Origin of the sequence: Mesorhizobium sp. BAC0120, assembly GCF_033542235.1 — a bacterium.
GTDB lineage: Bacteria > Pseudomonadota > Alphaproteobacteria > Rhizobiales > Rhizobiaceae > JAWRCU01.
This window is the reverse complement of the sequence record NZ_JAWRCU010000003.1, coordinates 46,856-63,859: the sequence shown is the minus strand read 5'-3', so window position 1 is coordinate 63,859 and position 17,004 is coordinate 46,856. Positions and strand designations below refer to the sequence as shown.

At 62.4% G+C, this 17,004-nt stretch carries 15 protein-coding genes; 7 read left to right on the top strand and 8 right to left on the bottom strand.

Translation table 11 applies throughout. From position 1 onward, the window contains the following. Positions 1–453: 453 nt before the first annotated feature. Positions 454–1,569 (top strand): calcium:proton antiporter, encoded by a 1,116-nt coding sequence (locus SAZ10_RS07215; protein ID WP_318608533.1) that lies wholly within the window; start codon positions 454–456, stop codon positions 1,567–1,569. Positions 1,570–1,571: 2 nt separating this feature from the next. On the opposite strand, the gene SAZ10_RS07210 is transcribed toward SAZ10_RS07215, so the two are convergent. The 3 genes from SAZ10_RS07210 to SAZ10_RS07200 all read right to left on the bottom strand — a co-directional run bounded on the left by SAZ10_RS07210 (position 1,572) and on the right by SAZ10_RS07200 (position 4,213). Beyond that, positions 1,572–2,318 carry an RES family NAD+ phosphorylase gene (locus tag SAZ10_RS07210; protein WP_412535187.1) on the bottom strand — a complete coding sequence of 249 codons (747 nt, stop codon included), beginning with the start codon at positions 2,316–2,318 and terminating at the stop codon, positions 1,572–1,574. Next, entirely contained in the window at positions 2,312–2,725 is a 414-nt protein-coding gene (locus SAZ10_RS07205; protein WP_318608531.1) for an MbcA/ParS/Xre antitoxin family protein, read from the bottom strand. The genes SAZ10_RS07210 and SAZ10_RS07205 overlap by 7 nt, the downstream gene beginning before the upstream one ends. Positions 2,726–2,875: 150 nt before the next feature. After that, positions 2,876–4,213 carry a UDP-glucose/GDP-mannose dehydrogenase family protein gene (locus SAZ10_RS07200; RefSeq protein WP_318608530.1) on the bottom strand — a complete coding sequence of 446 codons (1,338 nt, stop codon included), beginning with the start codon at positions 4,211–4,213 and terminating at the stop codon, positions 2,876–2,878. A gap of 474 nt (positions 4,214–4,687) precedes the next feature. On the opposite strand from SAZ10_RS07200, the gene SAZ10_RS07195 reads away from it, so the two are divergent. The 3 genes from SAZ10_RS07195 (at position 4,688) to SAZ10_RS07185 (ending at position 8,156) form a co-directional block, all read left to right on the top strand. After that, positions 4,688–5,560, top strand: coding sequence for an alpha/beta hydrolase (locus SAZ10_RS07195; protein WP_318608529.1), 873 nt, complete (start codon positions 4,688–4,690; stop codon positions 5,558–5,560). Between the two features lie 179 nt (positions 5,561–5,739). Then, complete coding sequence (gene alr / locus SAZ10_RS07190) at positions 5,740–6,903, top strand: alanine racemase (protein WP_318608528.1); 1,164 nt, start codon at positions 5,740–5,742, stop codon at positions 6,901–6,903. Then, entirely contained in the window at positions 6,900–8,156 is a 1,257-nt protein-coding gene (locus tag SAZ10_RS07185) for a D-amino acid dehydrogenase (protein ID WP_318608527.1), read from the top strand. Before alr ends, SAZ10_RS07185 begins: the two co-directional genes overlap by 4 nt. 69 nt (positions 8,157–8,225) lie before the next feature. Here SAZ10_RS07185 and SAZ10_RS07180 read toward each other — a convergent pair whose 3' ends face one another. Next, positions 8,226–8,666, bottom strand: a complete 441-nt coding sequence (locus tag SAZ10_RS07180; protein WP_318608526.1) for a DUF2267 domain-containing protein — start codon at positions 8,664–8,666, stop codon at positions 8,226–8,228. A 233-nt stretch (positions 8,667–8,899) separates the two neighbouring features. Between SAZ10_RS07180 and SAZ10_RS07175 the strand changes: the two genes are divergently transcribed. Both SAZ10_RS07175 and SAZ10_RS07170 read left to right on the top strand, forming a co-directional pair. Next, entirely contained in the window at positions 8,900–9,391 is a 492-nt protein-coding gene (locus SAZ10_RS07175) for an Hsp20/alpha crystallin family protein (RefSeq protein ID WP_318608525.1), read from the top strand. 280 nt (positions 9,392–9,671) lie between these two features. Next, on the top strand, positions 9,672–11,450 hold the full coding sequence (locus tag SAZ10_RS07170) for a sigma-70 family RNA polymerase sigma factor (RefSeq protein WP_318608524.1): 1,779 nt from the start codon (positions 9,672–9,674) through the stop codon (positions 11,448–11,450). A 12-nt stretch (positions 11,451–11,462) separates the two neighbouring features. On the opposite strand, the gene SAZ10_RS07165 is transcribed toward SAZ10_RS07170, so the two are convergent. From SAZ10_RS07165 to SAZ10_RS07150, 4 genes are all read right to left on the bottom strand, one after another. After that, entirely contained in the window at positions 11,463–12,371 is a 909-nt protein-coding gene (locus SAZ10_RS07165; protein WP_318608523.1) for a DsbA family protein, read from the bottom strand. A 4-nt stretch (positions 12,372–12,375) separates the two neighbouring features. Further along, entirely contained in the window at positions 12,376–13,353 is a 978-nt protein-coding gene (locus SAZ10_RS07160; protein WP_318608522.1) for a manganese catalase family protein, read from the bottom strand. A gap of 601 nt (positions 13,354–13,954) precedes the next feature. Next, complete coding sequence (locus SAZ10_RS07155) at positions 13,955–14,626, bottom strand: universal stress protein (RefSeq protein ID WP_318608521.1); 672 nt, start codon at positions 14,624–14,626, stop codon at positions 13,955–13,957. Between the two features lie 478 nt (positions 14,627–15,104). Next, positions 15,105–16,361 carry an aminopeptidase gene (locus SAZ10_RS07150; protein ID WP_318608520.1) on the bottom strand — a complete coding sequence of 419 codons (1,257 nt, stop codon included), beginning with the start codon at positions 16,359–16,361 and terminating at the stop codon, positions 15,105–15,107. A 145-nt stretch (positions 16,362–16,506) separates the two neighbouring features. Between SAZ10_RS07150 and SAZ10_RS07145 the strand changes: the two genes are divergently transcribed. Beyond that, positions 16,507–17,004 (top strand): helix-turn-helix domain-containing protein, encoded by a 498-nt coding sequence (locus SAZ10_RS07145; RefSeq protein WP_318608519.1) that lies wholly within the window; start codon positions 16,507–16,509, stop codon positions 17,002–17,004.

The following is a 17,004-nucleotide window of genomic DNA, read 5'->3' as shown; positions in this document are numbered from 1 at the left end:
GCTTCCCGACCCTTCTTACGCGGACAAAAATAAGCCTTCTCAAGTGTCAATTCTATTCTGGCTTGACCAAAAGGTGTCATACAAAACAAAACAATGTGTTTATTGGATTGGAACTTACTCATTCTAGGCTCGTGGCCTGAGAAAGGCCTCCCAAAATCCCGAATCAAGCACAAATTTATTAATTGTTCCACTTCTCCAAAAGGACGGGAACTTAGTTGAGTTAACATACTGCCTAATGACGATGGCAAAATAACACCCGCAAACGGCGGAGCGTGGGCCTTTGGAAGGAGTAGTCAGCCTGCAAAGCGCTTCTTTCGATTGTCTTCAATCTCCCTTCCGGGAGCGGCCAAAAAGGAGTTCTTTTTGCGCAACATCGCTCACGGAGCATCGGGCAGTATTGGTCCCTCCCAAAGAATTCGGTACCTTCAGCCTCTCGTACAGGGAGGCTGACAAATGGCAGCCGCTTGGCCTTATGTTGGGCGATTTATCCGTAGCGAGTGGTTCCTAGGTGTAGGCCTAGCGACGGTCGTCGTCTTCTATCTCTTCGAAAGCCAGCTATTTGCCGGACTTGGCAACCCGGCCTGGTTCGCTGCACTGTTCGCATGGCTGTTTGCGATAGTGCTGGGGTCGGCGCTCGGCGTGGTACGACATGCTGAATGTCTCTCTGAACGGCTGGGGGAGCCTTACGGCACACTCGTGTTGACGCTTTCGGTCACCTCGATCGAGGTGATGAGCATCACAGCAGTGATGCTGCATGGCGAGAACAATCCCACTTTAATGCGAGATACGCTGTTTGCCGTGGTGATGATCGTGCTCGGCGGCATGGTCGGTGTGTCGCTGCTCTTCGGTGCGCTCCGTTACAAAGAGCAATACTATAATCTGCAGGGCGCCAATGCCTATCTCGGGGTCATTGTGCCCCTTGCTGTATTCACCCTCATCCTGCCCGACTTCACCATAACAACGCCCGATCGGACGCTGTCTGGCCTGCAGGAGCTCGGACTGGCACTGATGTCGCTAGCGCTCTATGCGACTTTCCTCGTCCTCCAGACCGGCCGGCACCGCGGCTACTTCACGCTCGGCGACGAAAAGGAGCATCATCCTGCCGCGGCCGGGGACATACGAATCCTGCCGCATGTGAATCTGCTTCTCGCCTATATCGTGATTGTCGTGTTCCTGGTGGAGCACCTGGCAAAGCCGATCGACTATCTCGTCGAAACCTTGCGTGCTCCGGCGATGCTGGGCGGCATCACGATGGCAGTGCTGGTTGCCACACCTGAAGCGCTGGGGGCGGTCCGCGCAGCTCTCGCTGACCACCTCCAACGGTCGGTCAACATCTTTCTCGGGTCCGTGCTTGCCACCATCGGCCTCACTGTGCCGGCCATGCTTGCCGTCGGGAGGCTGACGCGGCACGAGCTCATACTCGGCTTGGAGCACTCTGATCTCGTTCTCCTGATCCTCACCCTTGCCGTCTGCGTCATTACCTTTGCCAGCGGGCGAGCCAACCTCCTGCAGGGCGCAGTGCACGTTCTGCTGTTCCTGGCCTTCGTGCTGCTGATCTTCCAGGGCTGACCTCACAGGATCCTTACGACCTGCCGGGTCGCTGCGTCCCTATAGAGGTCCACGCGTTCGCCATCCCAGTGGTATTCCAGATGCCGGCCCTGCATTGGACTGGCGGCGAGGTCGGGATAGAATAGCCCGGCGCATTCGCCTCCCTCGCAGCGAACACTCGGATAAACGATGCCGTCCGAACCGACGGATCGGAGCGCGGCGCCCAGTGCCTGGCCGGCGTGATAGTCGTTCGAGTCGAGAACTGCGGATCGAGCGGCGTTCCATTCGTCCGGAACAGAAGGTTGAGCGCTGTTTGCGCGCAGATCGTGTAGCCGGCCGGCGACGTGCATCACGATTTCCCGAAACTGCGAAGTCCAGCCGGCCGGTTCCTGCGTCATGCGCATGAAGCGGCTGTGATGATGAATGGTCTCGAAGAGCGCCACCTCGAAGCGGTCACCGACGTAGAGCACGCCGAACGTTCCGTTGCTGAAGCGGCTGGGCCGGTCGGGGCTCACATGAGTGAATGGCGCCATCAACCAGCTCGCACCGGGACCGCCGACGCGCCGCTCGGGCATCACGAGATCGAGGTTGCCGATCGTTTCCATCACGCGCGGATTGGTCTTCTGCTCGCCCGACAGGAGCAGCGGCCAGTCGGCGGGGTCGGCGATATCCTCGAACAGGTCGATCGGCGGGTAGATGCTGCGGATGATGCGCACCGCACCTCGCCAGTCAATCGGCGAGACGGGAACCGCTTCCGGACGGATCACCAGGCGCCGCGCTCGGCGTCGAGATAGCGGCGCACCCGCATCAAATCGGTGAGCTCGCCGCCAAGCATGACGTCGAGCGCGCTTCTGCCGGCAAAGGCCGCATTCGGCGCCTTGATCCAGGAATAGGCGCGCTGCGTCTCGCGGAAGATGATGCGCAGCGCCTTGTGGATGCCCATTATGTTGGAAAGGCGCGCCTTGCCGTCGCGATCGATGCGGCCGGGTTCGCCGCCCTTCCATCGACGATAGGTGCGCAGCGGCAGATCGAGCAGCGTCGCGGCCTCCTCGTCTGTGATAGCCCAGAGCCGGAAGAGATTGACTGCCGCGCGAAACATGGCGGCCGCTTCCTCATCGGTGATCGGCGAAGGCCGAAAATCACGCTCGGCCGTGTCGACGGGCTGCAAGACGGGCATGATCGACAACTCCAATATGGCACTATCTAATCAATTTAGTGCCATATGGCAAGATGTGTCAGGAATAGTAACGCCGCGCACTCGCGGCGTCAGCCACGAATGCGCGACCGGATATGGTCGCCCAGATTTCTTACGCGAATCGAAACCCGGTCAGGCCTGCCCAGCTTTGGCTACGTGGCCGGGGCTCACGCGCCCTATCCCGGTGTAGGAAAGGCCGGCTGCCTCGACGTCTTCCGGGTCGTAGATATTGCGCAGGTCGATGAAATTGGGTCTCGCCAACAGGCTCTTGATGCGATTGAGGTCGAGCGCGCGGAACATGTCCCATTCCGTCACGATGACCAGCGCATCGGCACCGGCCGCGCAGTCGTATGGGTCGGAAGCAAATTGGACGTCCGGCAGCTCGCCCTTGGCAATGCGCGCTCCCTGCGGGTCGTAAGCCCTGACCTTGGCTCCGAGATCGATCAGCCCTTGCACGATCGGGATGGAGGGTGCTTCGCGCATGTCGTCGGTCTTCGGCTTGAAGGTCAGCCCCAATATGGCAATCGTCAGGTCACGGATCTCGCCTCCGCAGGCATTTGCGATCTTCCTTGCCATGGAGCGCTTGCGGCGGTCGTTGACGGCGGCGACCGTCTCGACGATGCGAAGCGGCGCGCCGTGCTCCTCGCCAGTGCGGATCAGCGCAACGGTGTCCTTGGGAAAGCACGAGCCGCCATAGCCCGGCCCGGCATGCAGGAACTTCGACCCGATGCGGTTGTCGAGACCCATGCCGCGGGCGACATCCTGCACATTGGCGCCGACCGCCTCGCAAAGGTCGGCCACCTCGTTGATGAAGGTAATCTTGGCCGCCAGGAAGGCATTGGAGGCGTATTTGATGATCTCGGCGCTTCTTCGGTCGGTGAAAAGGAAGGGCGCCCGGTTGAGGTAGAGCGGCCGGTAGACGAGCTCCATCACCTCGCGGGCACGCTCGTCATTGACGCCGATGACAATGCGGTCGGGCCGCCGGAAATCGTCGATCGCCGCGCCTTCGCGCAGGAATTCTGGATTGGAGACCACGCCGAATTCCTTGTCGGGCGCCGACTCACGCAAGATACGCTCGACCTCGTCGCCAGTGCCGACAGGCACGGTCGATTTTGTCACGATGACCTTGTAGCCGTCGAGGTGATGGGCGATCTCGCGCGCGCATTCATGGACGAAGGAAAGGTCAGCGAAACCGTCGCCGCGCCGGGCGGGAGTACCGACGCAGATAAAGACCACGTCGCTTGCACGAACGGCGGCCGCGACATCGGTCGAAAACGACAGCCTGTGCTGGGCGACGTTTTCCTCGACAATCTCGTCGAGCCCAGGTTCATAGATCGGCATTTCGCCGGCGTTCAACTTGGCGATGCGCCCAGCGTCCTTGTCGGTGCAGATGACGGTATGGCCGAAGCCGGCGAGGCAGACGCCGGACACCAGACCGACATAACCGCTGCCGATGATTGCGATATGCATCTCAGCCTCTCCAATAAGAAATGCTGCTAAAAATAGCCGCGCGGCGTTGGCCGGCGACGCAGATCATAATGGCTTCGGCGGCAGCGAACAGCAAGCCCGCCATCGTCGGGAGAGTCGCACACCTCTCGGCAGCCGCGCTCCGCTAGCGTGTGCTCGCGCGGCCGCGACAACAACCTGCGACAGGGACTCCAGGCAAACCTTGGTAGAACAACCCGGGCATTTCTACTTGTGCAGCGCGGCAAGTTGACCCAGGCGCCCTCCCGTTCATTCACAACCGCAAATCGGCTAGGAAGTGCTGCCGCTCGGGCAGCTGAGCGGCTGCGTTGCGGCCCGGGGCTGACGCTCCGTCCGCGTCTGGATGGGCAACCTGCCTGACCTGAACGAATGGGAAGGTGGAGAGAGCTGCGGCGCCGCTCGAAGGCCATGCCAGGGAAGGTGCTGGGTCGCAGCTTCGTGTTGGAACGACGGTTGGGCATGCCTCAGATCGGACCGCTCCTGAAGGCGCTCGCGATCCTGCTGGTCCTTCCTCTGGTCTCGTGCACCGCGCTTACTGTCTATAACGACCTGGTTCCGCAGAACCGCGCGGAGGAGGTCGTCACCAGCGACATCGCCTATGGCAGCGAGCACCGGCAGAAGCTCGACATTTACAAGCCTGCCGGGGGCGCCGCGAACAAGGACGTGGTCGTGTTCTTCTACGGGGGTTCGTGGAAGCTCGGCCGCAAGGAAGAGGTGAGCTTCGTTGCCAATGCGCTCACGCAGCGTGGTTATGTCGTGGTTGTGCCCGACTACAGGCTGGTTCCGGAGGTCACCTATCCCGCCTTCGTGGAGGACAGCGCGAAGGCGATCGCCTGGACCTACCGCAACATCGCCAATTACGGCGGGAATCGGCAGCGCATATTCGTCGCCGGTCATTCGGCCGGCGCCTATAATGCGATGATGGTGGCGCTTGGGCCGGAGTTCCTCGGCAATGAAGGGTTGTCGCCGTCGATCATGCATGGCGTCATCGGCATTTCCGGCCCCTATGATTTCCTGCCGTTCAAGTACATGGCGGAGCACCGCGCCTTCGATTCGGCGGCGCCCGATCTCGCCTCGACCCAACCCATCAAACGCGTCGCCGCCAGCCGCGGCACGCCACCCGTGCTGCTGCTTGCCGGCGCGTCCGAAACGCTGGTCCCGCCGAAGAATCCGCGCGAGCTCGCAGCCGAGCTTCACAAGGCGGGCAAGCCGGTCAAGGTGATTCTCTATCCGGGCGCGCGCCACATCGACACGTTGCTCGCCTTCTCCAAGACCCACCGCAAGAAGGCCGCCGTGCTCGACGACATGGTTGCCTGGATGACGAGCCATTAGATCAGGATGAAACGGATCCAAGCCATTCATCCTGTATCGAATCTTGGTTTTCGGGGCGATCCAACCCGAAAACCTTGCAACTTTTTGCTGTCGCTGAGCTCCGGCCCGCGGTCATGCCGCAGCACCGGCTTGACCCTGCGGAAGTTGCCCGTCCATCATCTCGAGTCTAGTGATTGGCCATGATGAGACAGCAGAGTCCTGCCTTTTCAATGGCCGCCGCCGGGGCGGTGCTCACCGTCGATCTCTCGGCGTTGCGCGAAAACTACCGCGTGCTGAAGCGCAAGCTTGGCGGCGTGCCGCCTGCCGGCGTCGTCAAGGCGAACGGCTACGGTCTCGGCGCGGCAGCGATTGCCGGCGTGCTGGCGGAGGAAGGCTGCGAGACGTTCTTCGTCGCGCACCTGCCGGAAGCCGAGGCGCTCCGTCTCGCCCTCGGCCAAAAGCCGGCGATCCATGTGCTGAACGGCATTCCACCCGGCGCAGAGGAGGAATGTATTGAATGGAGCGCGATCCCGGTGCTGAACAGCCTGGAGCAGATAGAGGCGTGGCGCAGGGCCGCAAGCCGTGCCGGCAGACCGCTTCCCGGCACGCTGCAGGTCGACAGCGGCATGTCGCGTCTCGGGCTGCCGCCGGCAGATGTCGAACGCATCGCGGCAATGCCGGACGCCTTCGACGGCATCGAGATCGTCCATGTCATGAGCCATCTCGCCTGTGCCGACGAGCCGGACAACCCGGCAAACGAAGCACAGCTCGGCGAGTTCAAACGGCTCAGCGCGATGTTGCCCAAGGCTCCCTCCTCGCTTGCCAATTCCTCGGGAATCTTTCTTGGCGAAGCATATCATTTCGACCTTGCCCGTCCGGGCGCCGCGCTCTTCGGCATCAACCCGACCCCTGGAAGCCCCAACCCGATGCAGCAGGTCGTGCAGCTTGCGGCGAAGGTGATCCAGATTCGCGAACTGCCGGCCGGTGCCGGCATCGGCTACGGCCATGATTTTCAAGCGGGCGCGCCCATGAGGACTGCGACCATCTCGCTTGGCTATGCCGACGGCTGGCTGCGCGGCGGGGCGGCCGCTGCGTGGCTCGAAGATACGAGGTTGCCGTTCGTCGGACGGGTCTCGATGGACAGCATCATCCTTGACGTGTCGAGCTTGTCGCCGGATAGGCTGAAAGCGGGAGATCTCGTCGAGCTGATCGGTGCGCGCCAGACCGTCGACGACGTCGCTGCTCTTTCGGGCACGATCGGCTACGAGATCTTGACCTCGCTCGGCGGCCGCTTTCATCGCGTCTATGCCGACGAAGAAAAGCAAGAAATGGCGGAATTTATCCGGACGAGGTGGCAGGGGTGAGAATAGTTGTTCTGGGCAGCGGGGTGATCGGCGTCACCACCGCGTATTATCTCGCGGCGGCCGGCCACGAGGTGACGGTCGTCGACCGCAAGCCCGGCCCGGCGCTGGAGACGAGCTTCGCCAATGCCGGCGAGGTTTCGCCCGGCTATTCTTCGCCCTGGGCCGGGCCAGGCGTCCCGATCAAGGCTATCAAGTGGCTGCTCATGCGCCACGGGCCGCTGGTGATCAGGCCCGCCATTGACCCGGCCATGTGGCGCTGGGTCTTCATGATGCTCTCAAACTGCACTTCGGCGCGCTACGCGGCGAACAAGGCACGCATGGTGCCGATTGCCGAGTATAGCCGCGACCAGCTGCGCGAGCTGCGAGCTCTGGCCGGTATTGCTTATGACGAGCGTAGCCAGGGAACGCTCCAGCTGTTCCGCAACAAGAAGCAGCTCGACGGGATCGGCGGCGATGTCGAAGTGCTCAAGCGGTTCGGCGTGCCGTTCGAGGTGCTCGACCCCGATGGCTGCATCGCGGCCGAGCCGGCGCTGGCCAAGGTGCGCGGCAAGTTCGTCGGCGGCTTGAGGTTGCCGGGGGACGAGACCGGGGATTGCAAGATGTTTACCGAGAAGCTCGCGGCCCACGCCGCCGGGCGCGGGGTCACGTTCCGGTTCGACACCACGATCGAGCGGATCGCGGTGGAGGCGGGCAGGATTGCAGGCGTCTGGACAAGCGCTGGATTGCTGACGGCCGATGCCTATGTCGCTGCCCTCGGCAGCTATTCCCCGATCATGCTGCGGCCGCTCGGCATCTCGGTCCCCGTCTACCCGATCAAGGGCTATTCGATCACCGTGCCGATCACCGACCCGGACGGCGCACCCGCCTCGACGGTCATGGACGAAACCTACAAGGTGGCGATCACGCGTCTAGGCGACCGCATTCGTGTCGGCGGCACAGCCGAAATCGCCGGCTATGACCTCAGCCTGCGCGCGGCCCGCCGGGCCACGCTCGAGCATTCCGTCGGTGACCTCTTCCCCGACGGCGGCGACCCTTCGCGGGCAAGCTTCTGGTCCGGCTTGCGCCCGATGACGCCGGACGGACCGCCGATCATCGGCCCGACGAAATACCCGAATCTATACCTGAACACCGGCCACGGAACGCTCGGCTGGACAATGGCCTGCGGCTCCGGACGCGTGCTCGCCGACCTCATCTCGGGCAGGAAGCCGGAGATCGACGTGACGGAGCTGGCAATCGGCCGATATGGATTCTGAGTCCCGCGCTGTTGGGTGCTGACCGGGGATAGCTTCGGCCCGACCTGGTCGAGCCGAATGCGTTCGACGTCAGTGCCGGATGTCGGGATCCGGCCAGAGGTCACGGACGTCACCGGGAAGCGCCAGCCGAACCTTACGCACTTCGCACGGGTCGATGTAGTGCGACAGCACCTTGAACACGCTGCGCACCGCCTCCTTCGAATCGACCGGCCGCGTATATCTGAGTTCCTGCTGGACCTGATGCAGGAACTCGTCCAGCGAGCGGGACTTATCGGGCTGCCTGGAAGGCTCGAACTGGTCATAATAGGTTCCCCGGACCAGCAGCGGAAGCTGTGCGCCCAGATTTGCCGAGAGATCGGTTGTCAAGCGATCGCGAAGCACGTGCAAGACGGCGCTCAGCACATGCCAGGCTACCTGCCGGTCCGGACCGTGATCGGCCATGATTTCGTTCAACCACGTATTGGTGACCTGAATCGTTTTGTCGAAGGCGTCTATGCCGGTCGTACTCATCTTGATCCTCCTGATCGCGTCAGTCTTTCCGGGCAGAACGCCCTGCCATTGCCATTGTTTCGTAATGCCTCGGAGAGGCTGGCGCTTTTTTTGCTCGCGACGGGAACTTCGCCTGACACCGCTGGTTCAGCGGGATGCCGCGCACTTTGTTTTTGCGGCATGGTCTTGTCCGAGAAGTCTACAATTTTTCGGGATCATGCCCCACGTAGCGGCAAATCGAACAGGAGGAAAAGATGCCAAATCGCAGCCTTGCGTCGTCGGGCTCGTTCCGCCGCCCGGCCGTATTCGAGCGTGATCCTTTTCTGTCATTCAGACAGCAGATGGACCGCCTCTTCGACGATTTCTTCGCGCCTATGGAATCGCAGGGGCAGACCTTGTCCTTACGGGCCGGCGGGTGGCCGAGCATCGACATGCATGAAACAGACCAGGCCTATGAGGTCGAGGCGGAACTGCCCGGCCTCGAGCAGAAGGACGTCGAGGTCAATCTGCGCGACAACAGCCTGTTGATCACCGGCGAGAAGCGCAACGAGCACAAGGAGGAAACTGGCGGCCGACACTATACCGAGCGTAGCTACGGTCGATTCGAGCGGATGATCCCCTTCGATGTCGAAGTCGATCCCGACAAGGTCGAGGCTCGGTTCAAGAACGGCGTGCTCAGCGTAAAGGTGCCGAAGAACCCGAAAGCCAGCTCCAAGACGCGCCACGTCGAGGTCAAGGCTCAGTAAAGGTCATGGCTGGCGCGCGTGCCCCCTGAAGAACAAAGAACCCTGCCTGGCAGGGTTCTTTGCTTGTGCGCCAGGCGCGTCCTGTCGCAGTCTTATCGAAAAGATTGATTTTCCGTCGCCCTGTCCCCATCTGGGTGCGAGACTGGCCGCCGGTGAAGCCGGGCGAAGACAGGGCGATCCCATCCCGCAAGGCACCAAGCCGCATCGACAGGTCGATGCGGGGCATGGGTTCGAATTTTTAGTCAATCCGGACCGGCGATCTCGACACGAGCATAGATCCATGAGCTATCCGCACACCCGGTTCGGCACGACCGGGGAAGACACGACGATTGAACTCGAGGACCGCCCTGGCTTCGCCGAGAGCGCCGAGGAACCTGCTGGCCCGCGTGGCGATGCCCTTCCGCGCGAGAATGTCAGCGTATCTGAAGCTCCCCTCGAGCCCGGTCTCGATGACATCGTGAGAAGCGCACTCGAGCAGACGGATCTGCCCAGGCCTGCCGACGGTCCTCCATCGAAGCGAGAGCCCGTGCTCTCGCGCGACCCGGTCCGTGCCTATCTCCGGGATATGGGGGCAAGCGAGCCGCTTACGCGAGAGGAAGAGGTGGCGCTCGCTATGCGCATCGAGGCGGCGCAGAACACCCTGGTGGCGAAGCTGTCCGGTGTCCCGGCTGTTGTCGAACGCATCGCCGAGTGGATCGAAGGCCTTCGTGAAGGTCGCCTTCGCGCTACCGACCTGTTCGAGCTGTTTGGCTCAGGGCAGCATGAGCCTGCAGATTTCGAGGAGCCCGAACAATCCGAGTCCGACGCCGGTGCCGACGAGGCGCAGTCCGGTGCGACCGACAAAGAAGAGATCTTTGCGGCAGCGGCCGATCCACAAGGTGATCTTGCTCCGGTTCTCGACCGCCTTACCGTCATTGCCGCCGAAATTTCGGCCCTGAGGCATGAGCGTCTTGTCGTCGGCGGGGATGACGATCACGACGTTCTGGCCCGGCTCAGCGACCGGCTATCGTGCTTCGCCGAGGCCTCGGCGATTCCCCTGCGGGCGGACCGCGTATCTCAACTGATGGAAATGCTGGAAGCAGAAAGCAAGCTGCTTCGTTCCACGGAGATCAAGCTTGCCAAGCTTGCAGCTGCCTGCAAGATCGAGCGTCGGCAGATGCTGGACATGCTTGCGGGTAAGAGGTTCGATCTTGATCGGTCCCCGCCAGGGATCGAGGACGGCATTGTTTCGCTGCGCGAGGAGCTTGCGGCCGTCGAGCGGCGTGTGGGGCTTCCGCATGCGGAGTTCCGGCGTGCGGCAGCCGAAGCCGGCAAGGCCTGGCGCGAGCTCAGGGCGCAGCGTGAACGGATGGTGCGCTCGCAACTGCCACTCGTCGTTTCGATTGCCCGCAAATACAAGCATCGCACGTCCCTGGAGCTCCTTGACCTGATCCAGGAGGGCAATCTCGGCTTGATGCACGCCGTGGAGAAATTCAACTATCGCCGCGGCGTGAAGGTTTCCACTTATGCGGTGTGGTGGATACGCCAGTCGATTGCCCGCGCGATCGCCGATAAGGGCCGCATGATCCGGGTGCCGGTGCACATGGCGGAGACGACCGGCAAGGTGTTGCGGGAACGCCGTATCTTGCATCAACGCGAGGGCCGGCAGGCCGAAGCGGATGAGATCGCTCGCCGTACCGGCCTTCCCATGGAGCATGTCAAGCGGGCTCTGACGCTCGTGCAGGAGCCGACTTCGCTGGATCTTCCGGTTGGCGAGGATGGCGACGCAACGCTCGGGGACCTGATCGAGGCTCCCGACGCGGTCAATCCACACCAGGCGGCGGAGGCCAGTGCGCTGCGGGAGTCGATTGCTCGGGCTCTCGACGAGCTCACTCCGCGCGAGCAGCGCATCCTTCGGATGCGGTTCGGGATCGGCGACTCGTCGGAGCACACGCTGGAAGAGGTCGGCAAGGTATTTGGGGTCACCCGCGAACGCATCCGGCAGATCGAGGCAAAGGCGCTCGGCAAGCTTCGCCAGGCGCGGCGCTCGCGCGCGCTTTCCACGTTCATCGAGCCATGATGAGCGCTTGATCTAGCTTTTTTCGTTCGACGCCTGCCGATGCAGGTCAGCTGATCCTTGCACGGGTTCACCAGAAGTCCCCGATGAAGGTGTATGGACCGAGCCAGCCGAAATCGCTTGCTGGGAGCGGCCGAACGCCACTGCGACTTCCGGCTCGAGTACGCCGGCCCAATATAGAGCATAGGCGTCGGGATTGGCTGGCTTGCGCTCCGCCCCGAGGTTGGGCGCGCAGTCGCGCACAGCCGCGACGAGCGCTTCCCACGGCCGCCAGCCGACCAGCCAGACTGGTTCAGCCCCGGAGCGACTGAGTCCAAGACAGGGAAAGCGTCTGACTCCCCGGAAACGGGCCTCGCGCACATCCTCCTCGAGTGCAGTGCGCGCCTCGCGTCCGGCGAAGTCGCGCTCGAACAGTTCAGCATCGATCAAATCCGGCCGCTCCTGCGCAAGGCTCTGCGCGATGTCGATCAGCACGTCGTGGCGCGCCACATTGCGGCCCTGGATCATCACTGCCTCACGCACCCGACGGAGGTAGAGATCGGCGGCGGCCGGCAATTGCAGGCCGGCGGCCTTGACGGCCAGGCAAGATGGCCAAGACGAAGCCGGTGCATCGTGCACCCAGACGGTCGGCTCCGCCGCCATCCCCGTGATCGTTCCGGCCTGTATCCAGAGTGGGCCCATCTGCGCCGGACGGTGGATGTCATTCAGCGGATCGCTGAAGCCGTTCCAGTCCCCGATCATGCCGCCCATCCGCAGCCGCAGGGCGATGCGGCCGGCGAAGGCGTAGCGCAACCGCCTGAGCTGGGGCTCGAAACCCCAACTCCAGCAGCAGAGCGGATCCGTGAAGTACGATATCTCGAGAGCCGGTATCGCCGCCCGGAGCGGCGCCGTCGCTCCAGGCAAGGCGGATGGGCTTGCGGCCACGTCCTCAGGTCCGTGTCGTGTCGGCTTCCATTGGGCTTTCGACGGATTCTTGCGGATAGGACGACCATTGCGTCGGAGCAGCAGAAGTCTTCATCTTCACCTCCTCGCTCCGCTGCCTGGAAAGCTCCTTGTCCTTCTCCTCCACCTCTTCCTGGGTGATGTTCACGGTCTCCGGCTGATGATTGATCTCGCCTTGCGTGTCGATGACGTGCCTGTGCGGCTCGTTGATATATTCCCAGCTCTCGCCGGCACTCCAAGGCCCCTGGCCCTCGTTCCATGGGCCGCGTGCATCGGCGCCGTTCGACAGGTTGAAATAGGTATGCGTGTGCCGAGGGTCGCCCTGCAGGATTCCCATCGGGAAGTTCGGCTTGATGGTGTCGAGCGCGGCGCCGAACATCTGGAAATGCGCGATCTCGCGCGTCATCAGAAAGCGCAGGCTGTCGTGAACGAGCGGGTCACTCGTAAATTTCATCAGGTACTCGTAGGTGATCTTCGCTCGAGCTTCGGCGGCCATGTCCGAGCGCAGATCCACAGTCAGATCGCCATTGGCGTCGATATAGCTGCCTGAGAAGGGCACGCCCTGGCTGTTGGTCAGCGTCGGTCCACCTCCCGACTGGATCAGGAAGAGCGGATTGGTCAGCGCCTCGTGCATCAGCTCGTCCTTGCCGTTCCTCGAGGTCAGCTTCCCCAGCGGGCTGGCCTCGGCGGCGTTCTTCAACTCGCCGTTCAGGCCGTCGAGCAGCATCGTGACGGTTGCGCCGACAATCTCCAGATGGCTGAACTCCTCTGTCGCAATGTCCATCAGCATGTCGTACTTGTCGGGATAGGGCTTTCGCGTCGAGAAAGCCTGGGTGAAGTAGCGCATGGCCGCTGCCAGCTCCCCATTCGCACCGCCAAATTGCTCGAGCAACAGGGCAGCGAATTTCGGGTCCGGCTCGGATACCCGCGCGTTAAATTGCAGTTCCTTGACGTGGTAGAACATCGTCGTCTCCATGGCAGAGGGGTGATCGATCCTGCGGTCCGGCACCCGGACTGCGGACGCCGAGAGAGTTCGCGGGACAATGGCCGCAGGCCGAACTTGCATGAGCGGGGTGGGTTCCCCAACCGTGCAGACTTTCTCCGTCGCAGGCCAAACCTGTTCGCGAGACCACTGCGCCGAAGCGCGCGGCGAGATCAGTTCAGGCATAAAGCTTTGACGGCGCGCGGCGCTCGCGCGCTCCACCTTGATCGGCGCCCGCAAGGCGGGATCCGGGGCGCCCGGCAATCGCAAAGCAGACCGAGCTTCCAGCGCATGGAGCGGAAGACAGCCCTGCAGAATCGCTCAAGGTGCTATCTCTCTTTCACGCAACAAAACAGAAGCCCCCCGCCTTTTGGGATAAGGCAGGGGGCTCCGGTTGCGCAGGACGGTCAGCTTGCAACCTAAAACTATGTCAGAATAGGTGCGAGGAACCATTGACGCGAATCAATTCTCCGTACGGCGTGAATGAGATCAGGTTGCAAGGCGCGGATGCATTGGCGCCAACCTCTACCGAGGCACGTCGAGGCGGGGCACGGCCAAGCCGATGTCGAGCAATCGGCGGTGCTCAATGGGAAAGGAGAGTCGGGAGGCGCAAATCACTCAACACGTCTTCTGTGGCGCTGCCGAGGACGAACTCACGAATCCTGGAATGTCCAAAGCCGCCCATCACCAGAAGATTGCAGCCGAGTTCGATCGCCCGCTCCTGGAGCAGCACGCCAATCGGACAATCCTCTGCATTCATGGGGACCGGCTCGGCGGTACATCCACGCTTTCGTAACCCGTCGACGAGGCGTTCCTCAACATCCGTGTTCAGCAGCGGCTTATCTCCGCGAACGGTGAGGACGAATATTCGCGAGGCAGCTTTCAGAAATGGGTGCGCATCCGCAACTGCGCGCGCCGCAACGCGACTTCCATTCCATGCAATTGCGACCTGATCGATCGACCTCACCTCATACAGCTCCGGCAGCAGAATGGTCGGGCGGCCGGAGTCGAAGATCAGGGCTTCTGCTGCCATTCGCGAGGTCGCGTTCCCGGCCTCCCAGCCGAGCAGGACGAGGTCGAAAAGGCGGGCGCGTATGGCTGTGGCCTCACACAACAGCGCGGGCGCAGTTGTGATCTCTTCCGTCGTGATACCGAGGCCCGCGGCCGAGGCTCCTTTCCGAAGAGCACGGAGCAAATGGTCGCCGCGCCTGCTGCTCAGACCCTGGGCTTCGCGAGTGTCGACATTTGCCGCCAATCCATGAATGTCGGCCTCTAGCTGCGCTGCCAGCGCGACAGCGCTTGCAATGACGGCATCCGAGTTGGGCTCAGGGTAGGTGACGAAAGGGAGAAGGATCTGGAGCTGCATGATCCGGTCGCCTGCGTGGCGCTGCCTCCGATCAGATGCGTTTCTACTTCACCCATTGCTCATGGTTTTGGGCGCTGCTGACAAGGTTCAAGTGAAGAGCCTATTCAAGCTCCGCCGATAGCTCGGTGTCGGCATCCTGCGACATCGGATAGAGCACCGCAGTGAAGCAAAACGGGTCAAATCATGGCATGCCGCCGCCGGCCCTTCTCCACCTCTAGCGGCCGCTGAGGAATCTTGCGTTGACGCAGATCAACGCCGGCGAAGGAGCAGCAGACCATGCCTGGCCCCACCCAGGGGCAGACAGATTTTCGAGGGCGGCTAGTCCTGGCGATCGCCAAGGCAGCGTTGCCGTCGCCGCTGCCCGACCCTACGCCCACTCCCCCTGACGGAATACGGCCACCCGGCTGCCGTCAGCGCGGACGCCGTCGATGTCGATGCTATCCGATCCGATCATCCAGTCGATATGGATAAGGCTCTTATTGCCGCCCTGCGCGGCGATCTGCTCCGGTGTCAGCCTGGCGCCGTCGACGAAACATTTCGCAAAGCACTGGCCGAGCGCGATATGGGAGGCAGCGTTCTCGTCGAAGAGCGTGTTGAAGAACAGCAGCCCGCTCTTAGAAATCGGCGAGGAGTGGGGGACCAGTGCTACTTCCCCAAGGCGGCGCGCGCCCTCGTCGGTATCGAGCACCTTGTTCAGCACCTCCTGGCCGCGCGTCGCCTTTGCCTCGACGATACGCCCTTCCTCGAACCTGACCGCTATGTCCTCAATCAGAGTGCCCTGATAGGAAAGCGGCTTGGTGGCTGCGACGCGGCCTTCGACGCGTTGTGCGTGCGGGGTGGTGAAAACCTCTTCGGTCGGGATGTTGGGGTTGCAGATAATGCCGTTCTTGGCTGTCGAAGCCCCGCCCTGCCATTCGTGACCATCGGCAAGCCCGATCGTCAGGTCTGTGCCCGGTCCGGTATAGTGCAGCGCGTGGAATCTCTGCCCGTTCAGCCATTCCGTGCGGCTCCGCAGTTCGGCATTGTGGGCAGCCCAAGCCGCGACCGGATCGTCGGTGTCGACGCGCGAGGCGGCAAAGATCGCCTCGGCGAGCTTGGCAACGGCGTCGTGTTCCTGCTCGCCGGGAAACATCTGGCCGGCCCATGCGGGGGTAGGATAGGCGACGATGTTCCAATTGATGTCGAAGCCGGCGATCTTCTCGAGCGCCGGCTTGTAGGCGATCGAATTGGCCTTGTTGGCGCGCGCAACCTTCGCCGGGTCTTCCTTCGACAGGAGCATCGGATTTTCGCCGACTATGGCCAGCCGCGCAGTGTTGCCGCCAAAGGCTCTCGCAACGCCTTCATAGAGCCAGTCGGGCGCGCGGTCGAAGCTGTCGTCCTGTCCGAAGCGATAGCGCGCGAGCGTGACTTCGTCGTCGGAGAGGATCGGGGTTACGAGGCCGGCGCCTGCCCTGTAGGCATGCTCCGCGATCCGCCGCACCAGCGGCAGCGCCGCGACCGGTGCGGTCAGGAAGAGGTCCTGACCGGCGGTGAGGTTCAGCCCGACCTTGACAGCCACTTCGGCAAGCCTGTCGAGCTTGATGAGGTCGATCGGGCCGGACGTCTTGTGATGCTGTGTAGCCATGGAACCACCAGAGGATAGATCGATCGTCGATACCGGTTTTGGGCCACGGATCATAGTGTGAAGTTTTCGGTTCGGCACCACTTGCCGAGCCGTTGTGGCGCGTCGTGACTGATGCGATAATGCAACTGGTTTTCGGCGAGACAACATGAACGACCAGCACCGCTCCGGCTGCCCCATCAATCTTGCGCTCGAAGTGTTCGGCGACAAATGGAGCCTGATCATCATTCGCGACATCATGTTCGGGAATCGCCGGCATTTCCGGGAGCTTCTTTCGCGCAACGAGGAGGGCATCGCCTCCAACATCCTGGCCGATCGTCTGAAGCGGCTCACCGAAGAGGGCATGCTCACGCGCTCGGACGACCCGACGCACAAGCAGAAGGCGATCTATTCGCTGACCGAGAAGACGATCCAGCTCGTGCCGGTCTTTGCCATGATCGGCGCCTGGGGCCGCAGGCATCTGCCGGTGAGCGAGGAGCTGTCGATCCGCGCCGAGCTTTTGGAAGAGGGTGGGCCTGAGATGTGGGGCGCCTTCATGGACGAGCTCCGCCACATTCATCTCGGCAAGCCGGCGGCTCCGCCGCAGCGTTCGGTAATCGCGGAGCTTCAGCGCGGTTATGAAGCGATTGTGCAAAAAAAGGAGTAG

What these genes read in the sequence shown, in the direction of transcription:
- SAZ10_RS07215 (WP_318608533.1), top strand. Translation starts at nt 454, where the DNA reads ATGGCAGCCGCTTGGCCTTATGTTGGGCGATTTATCCGTAGCGAGTGG.
- SAZ10_RS07205 (WP_318608531.1), bottom strand. Translation starts at nt 2,725, where the DNA reads ATGCCCGTCTTGCAGCCCGTCGACACGGCCGAGCGTGATTTTCGGCCT.
- SAZ10_RS07200 (WP_318608530.1), bottom strand. Translation starts at nt 4,213, where the DNA reads ATGCATATCGCAATCATCGGCAGCGGTTATGTCGGTCTGGTGTCCGGC.
- SAZ10_RS07195 (WP_318608529.1), top strand. Translation starts at nt 4,688, where the DNA reads ATGCCTCAGATCGGACCGCTCCTGAAGGCGCTCGCGATCCTGCTGGTC.
- alr (WP_318608528.1), top strand. Translation starts at nt 5,740, where the DNA reads ATGATGAGACAGCAGAGTCCTGCCTTTTCAATGGCCGCCGCCGGGGCG.
- SAZ10_RS07180 (WP_318608526.1), bottom strand. Translation starts at nt 8,666, where the DNA reads ATGAGTACGACCGGCATAGACGCCTTCGACAAAACGATTCAGGTCACC.
- SAZ10_RS07175 (WP_318608525.1), top strand. Translation starts at nt 8,900, where the DNA reads ATGCCAAATCGCAGCCTTGCGTCGTCGGGCTCGTTCCGCCGCCCGGCC.
- SAZ10_RS07170 (WP_318608524.1), top strand. Translation starts at nt 9,672, where the DNA reads ATGAGCTATCCGCACACCCGGTTCGGCACGACCGGGGAAGACACGACG.
- SAZ10_RS07160 (WP_318608522.1), bottom strand. Translation starts at nt 13,353, where the DNA reads ATGTTCTACCACGTCAAGGAACTGCAATTTAACGCGCGGGTATCCGAG.
- SAZ10_RS07150 (WP_318608520.1), bottom strand. Translation starts at nt 16,361, where the DNA reads ATGGCTACACAGCATCACAAGACGTCCGGCCCGATCGACCTCATCAAG.
- SAZ10_RS07145 (WP_318608519.1), top strand. Translation starts at nt 16,507, where the DNA reads ATGAACGACCAGCACCGCTCCGGCTGCCCCATCAATCTTGCGCTCGAA.